Source organism: Nitrobacter hamburgensis X14 (assembly GCF_000013885.1).
Classification (GTDB): domain Bacteria; phylum Pseudomonadota; class Alphaproteobacteria; order Rhizobiales; family Xanthobacteraceae; genus Nitrobacter; species Nitrobacter hamburgensis.
In genome coordinates, this window is record NC_007964.1 from 805,683 (window position 1) to 822,505 (window position 16,823).

Here is a 16,823-nt window from a genome sequence, read left to right on the forward strand (position 1 = left end):
ATTGCATTCGGGAGTTGCTCCCGAGCTGCCGTAGGTCTGGCCCTAACAGAGGATGGTCATGCGTCGCCTTGGTTCTCAAAATGAGCGTTACATTATGTGCAGACATATATATCGAGGCGGTTTGACAGCGATCCTGCTGTCGGTCGTTTGCGCCTTGGCACAGACGATAACTCCCGGAGTAGCTGCGCCGGCAACACCGGCCAAGGGGACCGGCAACAATCCGCAAGCATCGACCTCGACCTCGACGTTTGAAGATTGGGTCGTGCGCTGCGAAACCAAATCGCCGGCGCCCAAAGTGTGTGAGGTGGTGCAGACGATAGCGACGCGCAATCAGCAACAGCAGCAGAACGCCATTGCGGAGGTGGTTTTCGGACGAGTAGGCAAGCCTGATCCCATGAAGCTGATCGTGCAGGTCCCGCCGGGCGTGTATCTGCCAGCCGGGATTCGCCTTGTCGTTGACGACAAAACGCCGCCGCTTACCGCGACATTCACGCGCTGCCTTCAAACCTGCATGGCTGAGGCTGAGATCAAGCCGGACACCATCCAGATATTGAAGGGCAGGATCAAGGCTGAGCCGGGACGTCTGGAGTTCGAAGACGGTGCGCATCAGCAGGTGAAACTGCCCGTGTCGTTCAACGGATTACCGGCGGCGCTGGCTGCACGCGAAGAACAGGTTCAATAGGCGCAGAACCGCAACAGGCACGACAATTAAAATAGCCGCACGATGTGCGGGACTTGACTCTCGCTTGTCGGCTTTCTACGCGTTATATTTGTATAAATACATTGTCTTGAGACGCCATCGAAGTGGAGCTTGTATGTTTGGTCTTGTTGGGAGCTCTGTAAATTCGTGTGGTTGCGAGGCTGATGAGCGTTTCAATTTTGAAAAACGGCGCTCCGAAGCAGGGCGCGCCGGCTCAGCTGCCGCAATGATACTCAACCGGTTTCAAAGGTCTCGCACTCCATGAAGCTCAACGCATTCCTCACCTCCGGTGCGGCCGCTGGCGCCTTGCTCGTGACGGCGCTACCTGTGCTGGCGCAAACGCCGCCGGTGGTTCCGCAATACAATATCGGCGACGCGGTGCGGCAGGCCGACGAAGCGCGCCAGGCGGCGCCGCAGTCGCGCGAGGCGGCGGTGCCGGTGCTGCCGCGGCTGGTCGAGCCGCCGTTCACGCTCAAGGACAAGTCGACGCTGCTGGTCCGCCATTTCAAGGTCGAAGGTGCCGAGCTGGTCAGCGAGGCCGAGATCCGCGACATCGTCGCGCCTTACGAGAACCGCAAGCTCACGCTGGCGCAAATCTATGAAGCGGCCGACAGGATCACCACGCTGTATCGCGACAGGGGTTACCTGCTGGCCAAAGCCTATGTGCCGGCGCAAAACGCCACCCGGGGCACGCTGAAGATCAAGGTCGTCCCCGGCAGATACGGCGCCATCGCGCTTCAGAACAACTCGCTGGTGCGTGACGCCTATCTGCACGGCGTGATCGATCATGCGCTGGCCGGCGCGGCGCTGATCCACAAGGACCAGCTCGAGAGCACGATGCTTCTGATCTCCGATCTGCCGGGGGCGGGGATGCCGCGGGTGGCGGTGAGCTCGGGGCGACAGCCGGAGACGTCGGACTTCGTGTTCAAGGTGCCGGCGACGCGGCGTGTCGACGGCTACCTGCTGGGAGACAACTTCGGCTCACCCTATACCGGGCGCAACCGGCTGAGCGGCGGCCTCAACCTGAATTCTCCGCTTGGTATCGGCGACCGGTTGTCCGCCTTCGGCATTGTTTCGGAGGACACCCATCTTGTGAACGGCCGCATCGCCTACTCGCTTCCGATCGGATATACCGGCCTGCGGGCCGAGGTTGCGGCGTTCCGCACCACCTATACGCTCGGCGGCATCTATAACGATCTGAATGCGACCGGCACCGCCGACGGCGGCAGCGCGACGTTGACGTATGCCTTGAGACGGACGCGCGAGGACAGCATCTATATTTTCGGCGGCTACACCCACAAAGCACTGAACGACACTGTTCTCGGCACCTCGATCGCCAACAGGAGCATGGATCTCGGCGCCGTCGGGGTGACGCGCGCCACGCTCGGCGCGATTCTCGGTCATCCGGTTACGACAAGCACCACGTTTTCCTTCACCGGCGGTTATCTCGCATTTCCGGATCCCGTCCAGAAAGCGATCAACATCGCGGGCGCGAATACGGTCGGCGATTATCAGAAGGTCAATCTGACGTTCAATTCGATCCTGGCGTTGACCGACAGGCTGTCGCTGTCCGCCGATATCAGGGCGCAGAAATCGCTGTCGGGCAATCTCGACACCAGCGAGCAACTCAGCCTGACCGGTATCTGGGGCGTGCGATCGTTCGACGAAGGCCTTGCCGGCGACAGCGGCTTCATCATCACGCCGGAACTGAAATACGCGCTGCCGGACATCCGTAATTATCGTCATTCCATCGGCGTGTTCACCGATGTAGGTGCGGCATGGATCGAAAACGCCGCCTACACCACTTTGCAGAAGGCTTACACGCAGATCAACGATGTCGGCCTCGGTTATTACGCGACCTACGAATATCTCCCCGGCCGTGCTTTGCTGCTCAAGGCCATGGTCGCTCACAGTTATGGCTCCAACGACGGCGCCAAGAGCTATGATCGCGGGACCAAGGGGCTGGTGCAGATCGGGGCGACTTTCTGAGTTTCCGCCTTCGGGAACGGGTGTTGGTGCAAAGGCGAGGGGGCTGATGCCCTGTCGGAAGAGCTTCGAAAGACGGGAAGAGATCGATCATGCAATTTGAGTGGCTCTCTGATGCTGTTGATTTTGGCGTCATCGGACTTCTTGTTTTGCTCAGCGTCATCGTCGTCGCTATCGGCCTTGAACGGATGTTCTTTTATCGCTCCATCGATACAGCCGGTTTTACCAACATCAAAGCGCTTGAGCTGGAATTGACCAAGCGGCTGCTCGTCGTCGCCTCGGTCGCCTCCAACGCGCCCTATATCGGTTTGCTGGGGACGGTGCTCGGCATCATGCTGACATTCTACAACATGAGCCTCGACGCTGCGGCGGATGTAACCAAGATCATGCTGGGGCTCGCGCTCGCGCTGAAGGCGACGGCCGTCGGCCTGGTCGTGGCCCTGATCTCGGTGGCGATCTACAACGCGTTGCTGCGCAAGGTCAAGGTGCTGATGCTTCGATGGGAGATCGCCCGTGGATGAGGAGCCCATTTCAGCGCTCAACGTCATCCCCTTCGTCGACATCATGCTGGTGCTGTTCACGGTGGTGCTGACCACGGCGAACTTCATCGCCACGGGGCGCATTCCGGTCTCGTTGCCGCAGACCACCCATGCCGAGACCGGCCAACAGAAGAACAAGACCATCGATCTGACCCTCGGCGGCGCGATCTATTTTGACGGCGAGCAGGTCACGAAGGACACGCTGGCCGAGAAGGCGGGGGGCCTGCCGCCGGAGACTTCGTTCCTGATCCGCGCCGATCGCGCGATCCAGTTCCAGCAGTTCGTCGACGTCACCGACGTGCTCAAGCAGCTCAAGTTCACCAAGGTCGCGGTGCAGACCCGGAACGCGGCAAAGTGACATGATAATCGGCGGTCGTTGCAGCGTTGGTCATCGTGCGTTGCGAGGGAGATCATGGACCGGGCGCTGAAGTTCACGATCTGGCATGGCATGGCCGCCTCGCTGGCGCTGCATTCGGCGCTGGCGCTGCCGTTTGTCGTGCACAATCTGGCGCCGCCGCCCGACGACGCCGAGGTGCTCGTTGTCGAGTTGCAGGGCATGGTGTCCGATACGCAGGCCGAGGAAAAAGTGGCGCAGCAGCCCGATCAGCCGCAGCAGCAGCCACAACCGGCGCCGCCACCGCAGGAGGCGCCGCCGCCCGAGCCGCAGGAGGATGACGGCGCCAGGCCGCCGGAGCCCCAGCCGCAGGTCTCCTCGCCGCCGCAGCAGCCGGTCCCGCCTCCGCAGGCGCGTCAGGTGCAGGATCCCGACGAGCAGCAGAAGGCGCAGGTTCTTAAAGCCGAGCAGGATCTCGAGGCGGATCACCTGCGCAAATACGTCAAGCGCCTGACCAAGAAAGTGCAGGCCCATCTGGTCTATCCGAATGAAGGCCGCAAAGGCAATGCGACGGTGTCCTTCACGCTTACTCCCGACGGGCAGGTCAAGCCCGGCACCCTGGCGATCGCGGTGAGCAGCGGCCAGCCGAAGCTGGATGCAAGTGCGTTGCAGACAATTCGTGCCTGCGCGCCGTTCCACCCGCCGCCTGAAGAATTGAACGTCGCCATCGTCGTGGACTTCAAGCGCCGGCGGTAAAAAGCTTGCCAGATCCCTTGACGACGGCGTCTCTGAGCGTGCTCGGCCTCGCGTGCGTCTGGCTCGCATGGATCGACCTGCGCGACGGCATCATTCCCGACCGGCTCAATCTGCTGGTGGCTGCGACCGGTGTGGTGCGGATGGCGGCGCTCGCGGGGTGGGAGCCTGCGGGTGCTCGGCTTTGCGAGGGCGTCGTCATCGGCGCCGTCGTCTGGCTATTGCGTTGGCTTTATTTCAAGTGGCGCAAGCTTCAAGGACTTGGGCTCGGTGACGTCAAGTTGCTCGCAGCTTCCGCCGTCTGGATCGGCGTTGCCGGCGTACCGACGCAGCTTCTTATCGCTTCGGTCACCGCGCTCGCGGCGGCCGGGCTCATGCAGCTTTCGAAGCGGACGGTGACGCGGCAAACGGCGTTGCCGTTCGGTCCGTTTCTCGCGCTCGGCCTGCTCGCGGCGATCGTGCTGCAGCAGCGTGGTTTGATCGACTAGCTGGGCATGATCCGTAAAAGTGGACGCCGGCTTTCCGAAAGACAATGCCCAATCAAAAGGCGAAAGCGCGATGGCTTCAAGTTGAGTCGTCATCGCGGGTTAGCGTCCGCCCTTCCGTCGGGGCGGCGGGTGGTTGTCGGTGTGGTCTCGGGTGTCCGCGTTATCGGCGCTTCTGCGTGACGGCCCGGTCGCCTTGGGTGTGCCCGGTTGCGGCAGGCTCAGGATCGCCGTCTGACCGTCATGCGTCAGTGTCACCTCGCGGCCCTGCACCGAATGCAGCTTCCAGCCCTGAAAATCGTCGCCGATTTTAAGGCGCAGGGTCGCTCGCGTGGCAGGGTCAATGAAAACCCCGAACCTCATGTCATCGCCGACCACGGTGCCGACCAGCGACAATTCCGGGCGCTCGACCCGTGGTGGAGGAGGCGGCGCTGTCGCGGCGGGCACGAGTGCGACGGCAGCCGGAGGCGGTCGTCGCGACGCTGAGAAGATCGGCCGCGCGCGCGTGTTCGACAGCTTCGCGAGCGGGATAGCCCACAGTGGATTGGCGCTCGGCGTGTGCTTGATCGTCTGTTGCGGGGCTTGTGCCGGCGGCCTCACCGGGTTCGGGGGTGGCGGGGCGGGCTGATCCCAGAGCGAGGGCGCCGAAGGTCCGCCAGCGCGGCGCGGCGCATCCAAATCGATGTCGTCGGCATTGGTCGGCAGCGCGAGGGTCGAAGCCGGGATACCAAGCACTAGTACGAGCAGCGTCAGTTTCACCGGAATCTCGCGCAACGATCGATGTCTCATGCCGCGCCCCGCCATTGTCCAGATACCGTGAGCAGGATGCGTAGCTTGCCCTCGCCGGAAGCGGCGAAACCCGTGGGTGTCTGCACGACCAGTTGATCGACGAACAGGAACGGCATGCCGGCCTCGATATCGTAGAGCAGTTGTTGCAGGCCGGTCTGCTCGATATCGCAGCTTGCGATGATCGTGAGAAACCCGACCTTCGATTGCGAACCGTGCAGGTCGACTTGCGACGACAGCACGTTACCGCCGAATTTGGTGACGGCGGCGGAGACGCGCTGCAGAAGTGCTGCGCCCGCGACCGTCACGGTCGCGCCTTCCAGGAAGGGCGAACCGGAGGGCGCGGCGCCCGCAAATCCGGCCTTCGCCGCTACCGGCCGTCGGCCCTCGAACTGATCGAGCATGGCTTGCACGGCCGCCACGTCGGCGCGTTTGCCGAACAGATCGGATATCGAACTTGCGATGGTGAACAACAACAAGACCAGAAGCCCGAAATAGATCATGGCTGCCGGCAGCGGCGCGGTCGTTAGCTTTCGCAATGTTGAAGAGAGGTTCATGATCCGGTCCCGAAATAGGGTATGACATGCGCCTCGATATGGAAGCGTTCGCCTGGATCGTTCTGGTCGCGCGTGGTCGGGGCGAAGAACGTGGCGCGAGAAAATTGCGGCGACTGCTCCAGGAGACGTATCAGCGATGGTGCGTTCCGGGTCAGGCCGACGATCTGCATCTTGTCGGTGTCGATCCGCAATTCTGTGACATAGGTGGTGTCCGGCAGTACCCGCGAGATCGCCTCCAGCACCATGACGCTGGAAGGCGAGGTTTGCTTGCGCTTGGCAAGCAAGGTCGTCGCTGAGCTACCGGGCCGGTCGATGTGGAGCGCTGCACGGCGTTGACTGACGCGCTGCTGCAATTCCTGCCGCTGGTCGTCATACGCGCCGCCGAGATAGGTGGAGACGGCGAGCATCACGGCCGTCGTCACGCCGGCGCCGAGCAACGTCAGCCGCAACAGCCGCGGCATGTCGGTCGAAAGCCCCGCGGGGCCGGACAGTTTTTGCTCGAATATCCTGATCGGGCGAGCCGCGTTCTCCGCGTCCGGCGGCTCGATCAGCCCCTCGACCGATGCTGCGCCGAGATCTGTCGCAAGGTCCAGGAGCGGCTGAATGGCCTGCCTGGATGTCGCGGCGAGTGTCAACGCGACCCGCTCGTTCGCCGCCGGCACCGGCGCGGTCAGGCCGTACACCGCATTATCGGCTGTCCACGGTGTCAGGCGGTCGATCTGGGCGCGAACCATGCCATCGAGGAAATCCGTCGCCTGTTTCGGGAAATCGATGGTGCGGAACAACACCTGGTCCGCTCGCATATGGATTTCAAGCCGGCTGCCGCGCAGCGCCGCGCGCCATTCTTCGGTCAAAGCCGGCGCTTGTCCGAGTCGGAACGTGGCTTGCGGCAGCGCTGCGCCCTTCTTCTTCGAGACGACGCGCGCCGTGAAATCGCCGGCCTCGCTTTGCTTGAGCGGAATGCGGCGTTGCGGCATCGCGCGCGCGGCGGCCATGCGCAGCGCCGCGGCAACGGCGTCGATCCAGAACGCGAACAATTCCTTTGCTTCTGCCATTATGCGCCCAACATCCCTCCGTCTGTCATCCGCGTGCAGCCGCGCTCTGCCACGACAGCACCTGATAGGGGTCTTCCTTGCCGCGCAGCGAGATCACCACTTCCGAGGCGGTCTCGTGGCGGTCGGGAAAACGCAGGCGGATCAGGATGCGATAGGCCTTGCTCTTTTGCATCGCCGCAGCTTTCGTGCCGGCCGCACCCAGCGCCGCCGTGATCGCGGCGGGATCGTTCGGCAGCGTCTCGCGGGTGTTCAGGAAATCCTTCAGGATAAGGGGCGTCATGCCGGGCAATGCCGCGATCACCTCCGGTGGCGCCGTCAGCACATCGACACCGGCGGTGCCGTTGAACACGGTGACAAAGGGCAATGCGCGCTCGACCAAAGTGGGCGTCATTCCGAGCACGAGGGCGAGCTCATTGACATGCGCGAACGGCGCCTGGCGCGGTGAATAGGATTTTCCGGCCGCACGGTAGAGTGCGTCTTCGTTGCCCGCGCTGTTGGGCGCGGCGTGGGTGCGCCAGGCCACGATGCGGTCGGCCGTTGTCTTCGCATCGTCCTCGCTAGCGCCGAACTCCGACAACAGGCCGGCCAAGAGTTCTTTCGGCGCTGCGTTGAGGTCGACCCGCGCCGCTTCCGTGACATAGGATACCGCGAGCTTCGCGCCGCTGAGCCGGACATGGAAGGAGCCGCGCGGCGGGCGCGTGCGCTCGTTCGTGAGCAAGAGCCGGTAGGCGGCCAGTTCGATGCCTGCCGAGACCAGCGCCTCGGCCTTGAGGCCAGTATCGTTGAGCGCTAATGCACGGGCCGAGTTCGACAGATAGACCGAGAAGATCGTCACCAGCGCCGCGAGCGCGGCGAGCAGCCACAACACGGCGACGATGACGAAACCGCGGCGGGATTCCTGTCGGGTTGAAGATGACGCGTCATGCGATTGCCTCATCATGAGCCGCCCTGTTTCGGAGCATCCGGCACGCCGCCGTCATGCCTGTCGTTCTTGGTGTCGTCCTTGCCATCGTTTTTTGCATTACCGGAGCCGCTGCCGCCTTTGCCGGCGGGCGCATCGATATGAACCGGCGTCACCGTCGAAACCGACAGCACGCGCTCGCTGGTGGCCTCGCGCAGGGTGAGCATGACCGCCGCTGGCAGCTTGTCCTGGTCGTGCCAGTCGTCGCGGAAGATGCGATCCGGTCCGGCATAGGCGAAGGACAGGCGCAGCGGTGCGCGGAGCAGCAAGACCGGGTCGCCCCCATGAATCTGTTCCGATGGAGAGACGCCAGGTGGAACGGGCACGAACGGCGCGCGGGTTCGGATCGTAACCAGATGGCCGCGGTCCGTGGTCTCGCCTATCCGCACGATGTCCAGCCCGATACCGGCGTTGGGCCCGAGAGCGGTCCGCACGAAGGTTACCGATAGGGCCGCGCCGTCGAACAACGGTTTTTTGTGTTCGCGGCCGGGCGGCACATATTCGGCGGCGGAAAGGTCGGCGGCGATCCGCTGCATGGCGATGGCGACCAGTTCGTTGTTCTGGATACGGTCGAGCCCACGATTCCAGTTCGGCAGCCATTGCGCCGTCAGCGTGGCGAGTGCCGATAGCAATAGCCCGGTCAGCGCGAGTGCCACCAGCGCCTCTATCAGTGTAAAACCTGCTTCACTGCCTGATCCGCCGCGAGTCGTCATTGGCCGGGTGCCTTGCGTATCAAGCGAACGGTCGCAAGCTCGACCATGGCGCCGGAAGGCGAGCGGACGCGGACCTTCAGCAGTTTTGGGATCCAGAGGATCTTGGCATTCTCGGCAGCAAAGTCGCCGCCCACCGGGCCGATATCGACCTGCCAGCGATAGTTGCGGAGTTCACCGGAAAGCCTTCCCTCCGCGAGATCCTTGCGCGGCGGTATCGCAGTCACCAGCACCGCCTGCGCGGTCTGCATCAAGGCGACGCGGTCTTCCAGCTTGCGCACGCCGCGTACGTTGGTGGCCATCACCGTTCCAATCGCAACGATCGAGGCGGCGACGATCGCGAGCGCGATCAGCACCTCCAGGATCGTGAAGCCGGCATCGTGCCGGTCAATTGCTGCGTGTCGAACGGTCGACAATTTCAATCCTTGCGGTCAGCCAGTTGACGCGGATTTCGTAGGTCGTATCCAGTCGGGCGAGCGCGATCGTGCCGCCGCACGACATACCGTCGGCGAAGAAGCTGATGGTCGACAGCACCGCATGGCGGCGGCAGGTCTGTGGCAGCAGCGCATCGAAGCGCACGTCGTCGGGAATACGCAGGCGCTGCGCCGTCGCGCCGGAGCGGATGGTGCGCGAGGGCGGGTCGACCAGCGTCGCGACGTCGGCGCGACGGCCGACGGCGGCATTGCGGTCGGCCTTCAGCAGGGTCGCAGCTTCCAGTGCATAGGCCTGCAGCCGCGCGCGCGAGGTATGCTGCGGCAGGAACGGCAGCAACACCGCAGCCATCAGCGCGATCAGCGCGATGACGCAAACCATCTCGATCAGCGTAAAGCCGTGTTGACGCGCCTCGTTCAAGCGAGTCACTCGTTCCTGGCGGTCGTCAAGGCGTCGAGCGAGATGTCGGCGGCGGTGCCGCTGCCGCCGTTCTGGCCGTCGGAACCGTAGGAGACAATGTCGTAGGCACCGTGCTCGGCTGGCGCGCTATAGACATAATCATGGTTCCAGGGATCTTTGGGAACGTTGCCGCCCTTCAGATACGGCCCGTTCCAGGCCTCGTTCCCGGGCGTCCGACGAACCAGCGCCGCGAGGCCCTCGGAGGCCGAGGGGTAGCGGCCGGCGTCGAGGTTGAACAGGTCGAGCGCGCTGGAAAAGCTCTGCATCTGGATTTTCGCGGCCTTGACCTTCGACTCGCTCAGATAGTTGAGCACGCGCGGGCCGATCAGGCCCATGATCAGGCCGATGATGGTGATGACGACCAGCATCTCGACCAGGGTAAAACCCTGCTCGGTGTACGAGGCGGTTTCCGTCGCGACACGCGAACGGTTGAAAAATCCGGAGAAGATTGCTCCCGGCATCGTTATGATCCCTTCATCTATCCAACAAGTTGCGTGACCGACAACAGTGCAGTCATGACGGAGACGATCAGCCCGCCGACGACGGTGCTGATGGCGACGATCGCAAGCGGTCCGATGATGCTGACGACGCGATCGAGGCTGCGCTGCAGCTTCGCCTCGTAGAATTCGGCGACCCGGCCGGCCAGCACCGGCAGTTGCCCGATTTCCTCGCCGAGTCGCAGCATCCGCACCGCCATCGGCGGAAGGCTGCTCGAGGTCGAGAGCGCTTCGGACAGCTTGCCGCCGTGCCGCACGCGTTCGGCTGCAGCGGTCCAGACCTCGGCATTGCCGGCGACCGCCATGATGTCGATCAGGATGCGCAAGGCGGTGGTCAGGCTGACGCCGCTGCCGAGCAGGACGCCGAGATTGCGGCAGAACAGGCTGGTCCGGTAGAACTGGAAGATGCCGGCGATGCCGGGCAGCCGCGCCACCGCGCCGATTCCGGCCGCTTTCACCGCGGGCCGGCGCCAGGCAAACCAGATCGCACCGATCAGGCAGGCGGCCGCGAGCAGGAGCGCGGTCGCGTTGGCGCGCATGAAATCCGAAAGTCGCAGGAATACGCGAAGCGCGGAATCGGATTTTCCTCCGAAATCCTGCAGCACCACGGAGAACTGCGGCAGCACGAACAGGATGAAGAACAACATGACGCCGCCCGCGGCGACCAGCACGAATAGGGGATATTGCATCGCATCCGTCAGCTTGCGACGCATCTGTTCGGCACGGGCGCGTTCGGCGCCCAACAACTCCAGCACCTGGTCCAGCGTGCCGGACACTTCGCCGACCCGCACCAGAGCCACATACATCGGCGGAAACAGTATTGGATGCGCGGCGACCGCCTCGGCAAAACTCTCGCCGCCGAGCAATGCCGCGCGCAACTTGCCGACAACGGGACGCAGCCGCCCGACGTCGGCGTCGTTCGACAAGAGTTCGAGTGCGTCGTCGAGCCGCGCGCTGGCTTTCAGGAGCAGCGCCAGGTCGCGGGTGAAGGTCGTCACTTCCGCCGGGCTCGGCCGGCTGAATGGGGAAAAGCCGCTGGAGGCCGAGACGGAACGCTTTTCCTCGGTCGTCTCGATCGGCAGCAGGCGCAGATATTCGATCCTGGTCGCCACCTCCGCCGCGGTCGGCGCCGACAGCGTGCCGTGCACGATCTCGCCATTCTGCGTCAGTGCGCGGTAGCGGAAGTTCGGCATCACCTCGTCCTCATCGCGCGGTCGTGACGCGAAGGATTTCCGCCGGGCTCGTCAATCCGGCGCGGCATTTGGCGATGCCGTCATCGAGCATCGTGGTCATGCCGCCGCGGATTGCGGCCTGATCGACCTCCAGCCCGTCGGTCTTCTCCCCGATCAGATCGCGCAAGGTGTGGTCGAGTTCGAGCACCTCGAACACGCCGAGCCGGCCGCGATAGCCGCTGCTGCCGCAGCGTTCGCATCCGCAAGGCACATGCACCGTCTCGCCCGGCCGGAAACCGAGTGTGACAAGCCGCGGATCGTCGGTGAGGTCGGCATCCATCAGGGTTTTTTGTGACTTGCAGCGTTCGCAGAGCTGGCGCACCAGGCGCTGGGCGATCACCGCGCGCAAGGTGGAGCGCAACAGGTATCCCTGGATGCCGAGATCGAGCAGGCGCGGCAGCGCCGCGGCCGCAGTCTCGGTGTGCAGGGTGGTGAGTACGAGATGGCCGGTCAGCGCGGCGTGCACGGCGACATGCGCGGTCTCGGCATCGCGCACCTCGCCGACCATGATGACGTCGGGGTCCTGGCGTACGAAGGATCGCAGCGCGCTCGCAAAGGTCAGCCCGATCGCAGGCTTGATCTGCGACTGGTTGATGCCGGGGATTTCATACTCGACGGGGTCTTCCACGGTGAGGATTTTCCGTATCGGTTCGTTCAGGATCGACAAGATGGTTGCGAGCGTCGTGGTCTTGCCGCTGCCGGTCGGTCCGGTGATGACGATCATGCCGTGCGGTAGCTTTAACAGCCGCCGCAGCTTGGTTTCGTCGGCCTGCCCGAAACCGAGATTCTCGACCACGAGCAGTCCGCGATCCTTCGGCAGGATGCGGATGACGGCGGATTCGCCGTGCTGGGTCGGCATGATGGCGACGCGGATATCGATGTCGGCGCGGCCGGCGCGCAGCCGTGCCGCACCGTCCTGCGGCAGCCGCCGTTCGGCAATGTTGAGGTTCGCGATGATCTTGATGCGCGAGATCACGGCCTGCGGCAGCGCGCCGGCAGGCGGCGTGATCGGTCGAAGCATTCCGTCGATCCGCAGGCGAACCACGAGTCCGCTCTGAAACGGTTCGATATGGATATCGCTGGCCCGCAGTTCCACGGCCTTTTCCAGGAGGTCGTTGACGGCCCGGACCACCGGTGCGCCACTTGCAAGGTCGCGCAGGCTTTCGACGTCGTCCTCGCGCAGCGCGGACGCGCCGCCGGCGTCCGCGTGCGCGGCGGGACTATCGTCGACGAGCCGCTGGTCCAGCGCAACGGCGAGGTCCTCGGGCGAGGCGAGGGTAATCGAAATATCCGGCCCGAGCACGATCTCAGCCGCCCGTCGTGCCGCAAGATCGGTCGGGTCGGCGACGGCGAGGTGAATACCGCGAGTTGCCACCTCGTAAGGAAACACCAGTGTCTCGCGCAGGAAACGCCGCGAGAAGGCCGAAACCAGCGGCGTTGCCGAGAGCATCTCCTGCAGGCTGGCGCGGGGATGACCGAAGAAGTTCGCCGCTTCATCGGCGAATTCGGTTGGCGATAGATTGGTCGTTTCCCAAAGCTTGGCGTGCGGCGCTCCCGGTGCGGAACGCAGTGTGCCGTCTTGTGCCGGACCAACAGACGTGACCTGCTCCGCGTCCGCCGCTTTCAGGCGGCCGCTCCGGCGCAGATGCTCAACGAATTGCAGCGGCTGAGGACCGATCATGCGCCCTTCCTGGAATGTGAGGATGTTGCAAAGCAACCGTGATGCGGCCGCAGCTTGTTCATCATCGTCTCGCAACTTCACAATTGACTCGCAGAACTTCACGTGCATACGCTATATTTATAAGAATATATCGTATCAAGTGTTCGATGAGCAAGCAACGGCTAGTCGGCATTAGATGAATCCCTCACTTTGCCGTTAAGGGTAAGCTTACCTTGGATCGGTTCTTGCGCCTGGTCCGCGACGGGCTCGTTAGAGTTGGATCGGCGTAGGCATGGGGCGTCTCAGCGATCAGGTGCGGTGCTCGACGGTTATGCGCGGCGTTTGCGCTATCGCGTTGGCACTTTGCATTATCAATCTTCTGACGTCCTGCAACGTTGCGACGACCGGCTCCACGGCACCCGGCGATATCGACGTGCTTGACAAGGTCCGCTCGCTCGACATCATGCCGCGCCAGGCGCAAGGCGTGAATTCAGCGCCGCAAAATGTTGGCGAGCGAGGCCGAGCCGCGGTATTCGAAGGCACCGAAATCACCGATGCCGCGGAAGCGCGGCCGCAGCCGGCGGCGAGCGGCAGCGCTGGCGGCGGTTATGACCTCAATTTCGAGAACACACCGATCCCCACCGTCGCGAAGGTCATGATCGGCGACATTCTCAATGAAGGCTACGTCATCGATCCGCGGGTACAGGGTACGATTAGTCTGGTGTCGGTGCGGCCGGTACCGAAGTCCGATATCGCGTTTGTTCTTGAAAATGCATTGCGGCTTTCCGGTGTTGCGCTGTTGCGCGACAACGCCGGCTATCGCGTGACCCCGCGTAGCGAGGCGCTGGGGGCGGGTCGGGTGGAGTCTGCAACGGCAACGGAGCCGGGCTACGGCGTTTCCGTCGTGCCTCTGCAATATGTTTCGGCGCAGACTGTGATGAAGCTGATGGATTCCTTTGTAACCAAGCCAGGCAGCGTGCGTGCTGACGCGACTCACAACCTGCTTCTGATTCAGGGCACTGGCTCTGAGCGGCGCGCCGCGGTCGACACCGCCATGAGCTTCGACGTCGACTGGATGCGCGGCCAGTCGGTCGGCGTCTATCCGCTTGGCAACAGCGCGCCGGAGCCGATCATTACCGAACTGGAAAAGATCATGGATTCCGGCGACAGTGGCCTCAGCCACAGCGTGGTGAAATTCCAACCGGTGAGTCGGCTCAACGCCATTCTTGTCGTCAGCCGCAAGCCGGCATTGCTGCATACTGCCGCGACCTGGATCCGGCGGCTCGACCACGCCGATACCACGCGCACCAGCGTGCATGTCTACCGGGTGAAATATGGCGAGGCGAAGCAGATCGCGCGCATCCTCACCGAGATGTTCATCGGCGGATCGTCGTCCTCGCTCGACAGTGCCGACAATCAGCTTGCGCCGGGGTCGGGCTCGTCCCTGACCTCCGGCGTCGACAGGCTGTCGGGGAACACGAATTCGCCATCGGCAGCCGGCGGTTCTGGATCGCGCCCGCCATCCGGAATGGGCGGGGCCGGCGGCGGGTTTTCGAAGGTTAGTCAGCAGACGACGGCCAGTGGTGGCGCCGGGGCCGGCACGAATACGCCCACAGGGGGCGGCGCGCTCGACAGCAACAGCGGCGGCAATGGGCAGCCGCTGATGCAGGGCGTGCGCATCACTCCCGACGTCGTCAACAACACACTGCTGATCTACGCCGATCAGGCCAACTACAAGATCATCCAGGCCACGCTGCAGCAGGTCGATCAGCCGCAGTTGCAAGTGGCGATCGACGCGACGATCGCCGAGGTGACGCTCACCAACGAGCTGAGCTACGGCGTGCAGTCCTATCTGACCAGCAAGAACCTCGGCATGAAGGCGAACCAGGGTTCGCTCCTCAACACGCAGTCCAATGCTGCGCCGATACCGACGTCGGCCGGAACGACCGATCTGGCCGGGGCGGCGGGTTCGGTGGCCAACGCCTTCATCAACCGCGCCTTGCCGGGATTCAATTTCCTGATCGGCTCGGAGGCGCAGCCGGCCGTCATTCTCGACGCCCTGCATGCGGTCACCAGCGTCAAGGTGCTGTCGAACCCTTCGCTGGTCGTGATCAACAACCAAACGGCGACGTTGCAGGTCGGCGACACGGTGCCGGTCTCGACCGGCACCGCAACGGTTCTGAACGGTAACAACAACGTGGTCAACAGCATCGACTATCGCAACACCGGCATCATCCTGCGTGTCTCGCCGCGCATCAATGTCAACGGCAATGTCCGGCTTGAGGTCGAGCAGGAAATCAGCAGCGTGCAACCAACCGCCAGTTCCACGCTGACACCGACCGTGGCAGAGCGACGGGTGAAAAGCTCGATCTCGGTTGCCAGCGGTCAGACCGTGCTGCTGGCCGGGCTGATCAGCGAGCAGCAGAACGGCGGGCGCAGCGGCATCCCGCTGCTTGACGAAATCCGGGGGCTGGGCGACGCCTTCGCGCACCAGGGCAAGAGAGGCACCCGCACCGAATTGATCATCTTCATTCGTCCGCAGATCATCCGCGACGGCACCGACGCACATCACGTCGCCGAGGAGTTGCGGTCGAAATTGCGCGGCAGCGTGGGAGCGAGCATCGATGACCTGCGGGTTCGCACCGTCCACTGATACCGTGGCGCGTCGGCAGAAATCGCGGCGAAATGCCTGGGCGGCGGCCTTCGTTCTGTTCGCCTGCTGTTTCCTGCCGCTGCGGACCGCTTCGGCCGATGCGCTGGCGCGCGCCAACGCGGCCTATGCGCGGGGCGACTATATCGGCACCGTCCGGATGCTGACACCGCTCGCCCTGCGGGGCAACGCCAATGCCCAGGCCTTTCTCGGCTTCATGTATGAAAACGGCTACGGCGCGCCGCAGGCCTATGACGCCGCGGTTGACCTGTACATCGACGCGGCGATCCGGGGTAATCCATTCGGGCAGGGCATGCTGGGACTGATGTATGACAAAGGCCATGGTGTGCGGCGGGATGTCGTGCTGGCCTACAAATGGCTGAATCTGGCGGCTGCCCGCGCTCCGCGGCGCGAGCGCGATTACTTCCTGCGGCTGCGCAATGCCGTCGCCTCGAAGATGTCGCCCGCGCAGATCCACGAAGGTCAGCGCCTTGCGCTGATCTGGGCGCCAGGACGCCCATAAGCGCTGGGAAGACTCGCGATCATTTGTGAAGGAAGACAACCGTCAGCCTCGCTGATCGTGTCCGGCACTCCGACGATCGCGGAAAGCAGCGGATAGCCGAAATTCGATGCCAACGTGCTCGCAACCGTTCGCGCCGGCGCGCCCTTCCAACCCTCGCAACGCGAAATGAATATCGCCTCCGTCGTCGACTACGGAAAGAGAATAGGGTTGGTCAACATCGCCTTACACAAGCAGATGGAACATGAGCTGGTGCAACCGGATTAAAGACGAACCAGCCTTTGGAGAAGCAGTCGTCCGACGCGTTGAGATGACGGCACACCGAAGATACAAGATATGCGGTGGAGTGAGTCATCGGTTCAGCATTCGCTAATCGGTCAAAATCGTATAATCCTAATCATTATAGTCATTGATATATAACGAGGGTAAGCATATGTTGCGGCACCGAGGGGGCCGCGATGTATCTGTCGTATTTTCAGCAATCCACATATCAATTGGCTCGAGCAA

At 63.3% G+C, this 16,823-nt stretch carries 18 protein-coding genes; 8 read left to right on the forward strand and 10 right to left on the reverse strand.

Annotated features, from left to right (window positions below; all coding sequences use genetic code 11):
* The first annotated feature begins 58 nt into the window (after positions 1-58).
* The 6 genes from NHAM_RS03765 to NHAM_RS03790 all read left to right on the forward strand — a co-directional run bounded on the left by NHAM_RS03765 (position 59) and on the right by NHAM_RS03790 (position 4,800).
* Positions 59-682, forward strand: a complete 624-nt coding sequence (locus NHAM_RS03765; protein ID WP_011509311.1) for an invasion associated locus B family protein — start codon at positions 59-61, stop codon at positions 680-682.
* A gap of 279 nt (positions 683-961) precedes the next feature.
* Complete coding sequence (locus NHAM_RS03770) at positions 962-2,689, forward strand: ShlB/FhaC/HecB family hemolysin secretion/activation protein (RefSeq protein ID WP_011509312.1); 1,728 nt, start codon at positions 962-964, stop codon at positions 2,687-2,689.
* An 89-nt stretch (positions 2,690-2,778) separates the two neighbouring features.
* Positions 2,779-3,207, forward strand: a complete 429-nt coding sequence (exbB, locus tag NHAM_RS03775; RefSeq protein WP_011509313.1) for a TonB-system energizer ExbB — start codon at positions 2,779-2,781, stop codon at positions 3,205-3,207.
* Positions 3,200-3,583, forward strand: a complete 384-nt coding sequence (locus tag NHAM_RS03780; RefSeq protein WP_011509314.1) for an ExbD/TolR family protein — start codon at positions 3,200-3,202, stop codon at positions 3,581-3,583. Before exbB ends, NHAM_RS03780 begins: the two co-directional genes overlap by 8 nt.
* Positions 3,584-3,637: 54 nt before the next feature.
* Positions 3,638-4,315, forward strand: a complete 678-nt coding sequence (locus NHAM_RS03785) for an energy transducer TonB family protein (RefSeq protein ID WP_011509315.1) — start codon at positions 3,638-3,640, stop codon at positions 4,313-4,315.
* A gap of 5 nt (positions 4,316-4,320) precedes the next feature.
* Positions 4,321-4,800: a prepilin peptidase gene (locus NHAM_RS03790; RefSeq protein WP_011509316.1), complete on the forward strand. Its 480-nt coding sequence runs from the start codon at positions 4,321-4,323 to the stop codon at positions 4,798-4,800.
* 99 nt (positions 4,801-4,899) lie between these two features.
* On the opposite strand, the gene NHAM_RS03795 is transcribed toward NHAM_RS03790, so the two are convergent.
* The 10 genes from NHAM_RS03795 to NHAM_RS03840 are packed head-to-tail and all read right to left on the reverse strand — an operon-like array spanning position 4,900 to position 13,167.
* Positions 4,900-5,586, reverse strand: coding sequence for a hypothetical protein (locus NHAM_RS03795; RefSeq protein ID WP_011509317.1), 687 nt, complete (start codon positions 5,584-5,586; stop codon positions 4,900-4,902).
* Positions 5,583-6,140, reverse strand: a complete 558-nt coding sequence (gspM, locus tag NHAM_RS03800) for a type II secretion system protein GspM (protein WP_011509318.1) — start codon at positions 6,138-6,140, stop codon at positions 5,583-5,585. The genes NHAM_RS03795 and gspM overlap by 4 nt, the downstream gene beginning before the upstream one ends.
* Positions 6,137-7,195 (reverse strand): PilN domain-containing protein, encoded by a 1,059-nt coding sequence (locus NHAM_RS03805; protein ID WP_011509319.1) that lies wholly within the window; start codon positions 7,193-7,195, stop codon positions 6,137-6,139. The genes gspM and NHAM_RS03805 overlap by 4 nt, the downstream gene beginning before the upstream one ends.
* A 25-nt stretch (positions 7,196-7,220) precedes the next feature.
* Entirely contained in the window at positions 7,221-8,135 is a 915-nt protein-coding gene (locus NHAM_RS03810; protein ID WP_011509320.1) for a general secretion pathway protein GspK, read from the reverse strand.
* Positions 8,132-8,869: a PulJ/GspJ family protein gene (locus tag NHAM_RS03815; protein ID WP_011509321.1), complete on the reverse strand. Its 738-nt coding sequence runs from the start codon at positions 8,867-8,869 to the stop codon at positions 8,132-8,134. The genes NHAM_RS03810 and NHAM_RS03815 overlap by 4 nt, the downstream gene beginning before the upstream one ends.
* Positions 8,866-9,282, reverse strand: a complete 417-nt coding sequence (locus NHAM_RS03820; protein WP_011509322.1) for a prepilin-type N-terminal cleavage/methylation domain-containing protein — start codon at positions 9,280-9,282, stop codon at positions 8,866-8,868. Before NHAM_RS03820 ends, NHAM_RS03815 begins: the two co-directional genes overlap by 4 nt.
* Entirely contained in the window at positions 9,254-9,718 is a 465-nt protein-coding gene (locus NHAM_RS03825) for a prepilin-type N-terminal cleavage/methylation domain-containing protein (protein WP_041358697.1), read from the reverse strand. Before NHAM_RS03825 ends, NHAM_RS03820 begins: the two co-directional genes overlap by 29 nt.
* 5 nt (positions 9,719-9,723) lie before the next feature.
* Entirely contained in the window at positions 9,724-10,218 is a 495-nt protein-coding gene (gene gspG, locus NHAM_RS03830) for a type II secretion system major pseudopilin GspG (RefSeq protein ID WP_011509324.1), read from the reverse strand.
* Positions 10,219-10,235: 17 nt separating this feature from the next.
* Positions 10,236-11,447 (reverse strand): type II secretion system F family protein, encoded by a 1,212-nt coding sequence (locus NHAM_RS03835; RefSeq protein ID WP_011509325.1) that lies wholly within the window; start codon positions 11,445-11,447, stop codon positions 10,236-10,238.
* 10 nt (positions 11,448-11,457) lie between these two features.
* Complete coding sequence (locus NHAM_RS03840; RefSeq protein ID WP_011509326.1) at positions 11,458-13,167, reverse strand: GspE/PulE family protein; 1,710 nt, start codon at positions 13,165-13,167, stop codon at positions 11,458-11,460.
* A 271-nt stretch (positions 13,168-13,438) separates the two neighbouring features.
* On the opposite strand from NHAM_RS03840, the gene gspD reads away from it, so the two are divergent.
* Together gspD and NHAM_RS03850 are read left to right on the forward strand one after the other, a co-directional pair.
* Positions 13,439-15,799: a type II secretion system secretin GspD gene (gspD, locus tag NHAM_RS03845; RefSeq protein WP_157043530.1), complete on the forward strand. Its 2,361-nt coding sequence runs from the start codon at positions 13,439-13,441 to the stop codon at positions 15,797-15,799.
* Positions 15,771-16,319 carry a tetratricopeptide repeat protein gene (locus NHAM_RS03850; protein ID WP_011509328.1) on the forward strand — a complete coding sequence of 183 codons (549 nt, stop codon included), beginning with the start codon at positions 15,771-15,773 and terminating at the stop codon, positions 16,317-16,319. The genes gspD and NHAM_RS03850 overlap by 29 nt, the downstream gene beginning before the upstream one ends.
* Positions 16,320-16,823: the final 504 nt, after the last annotated feature.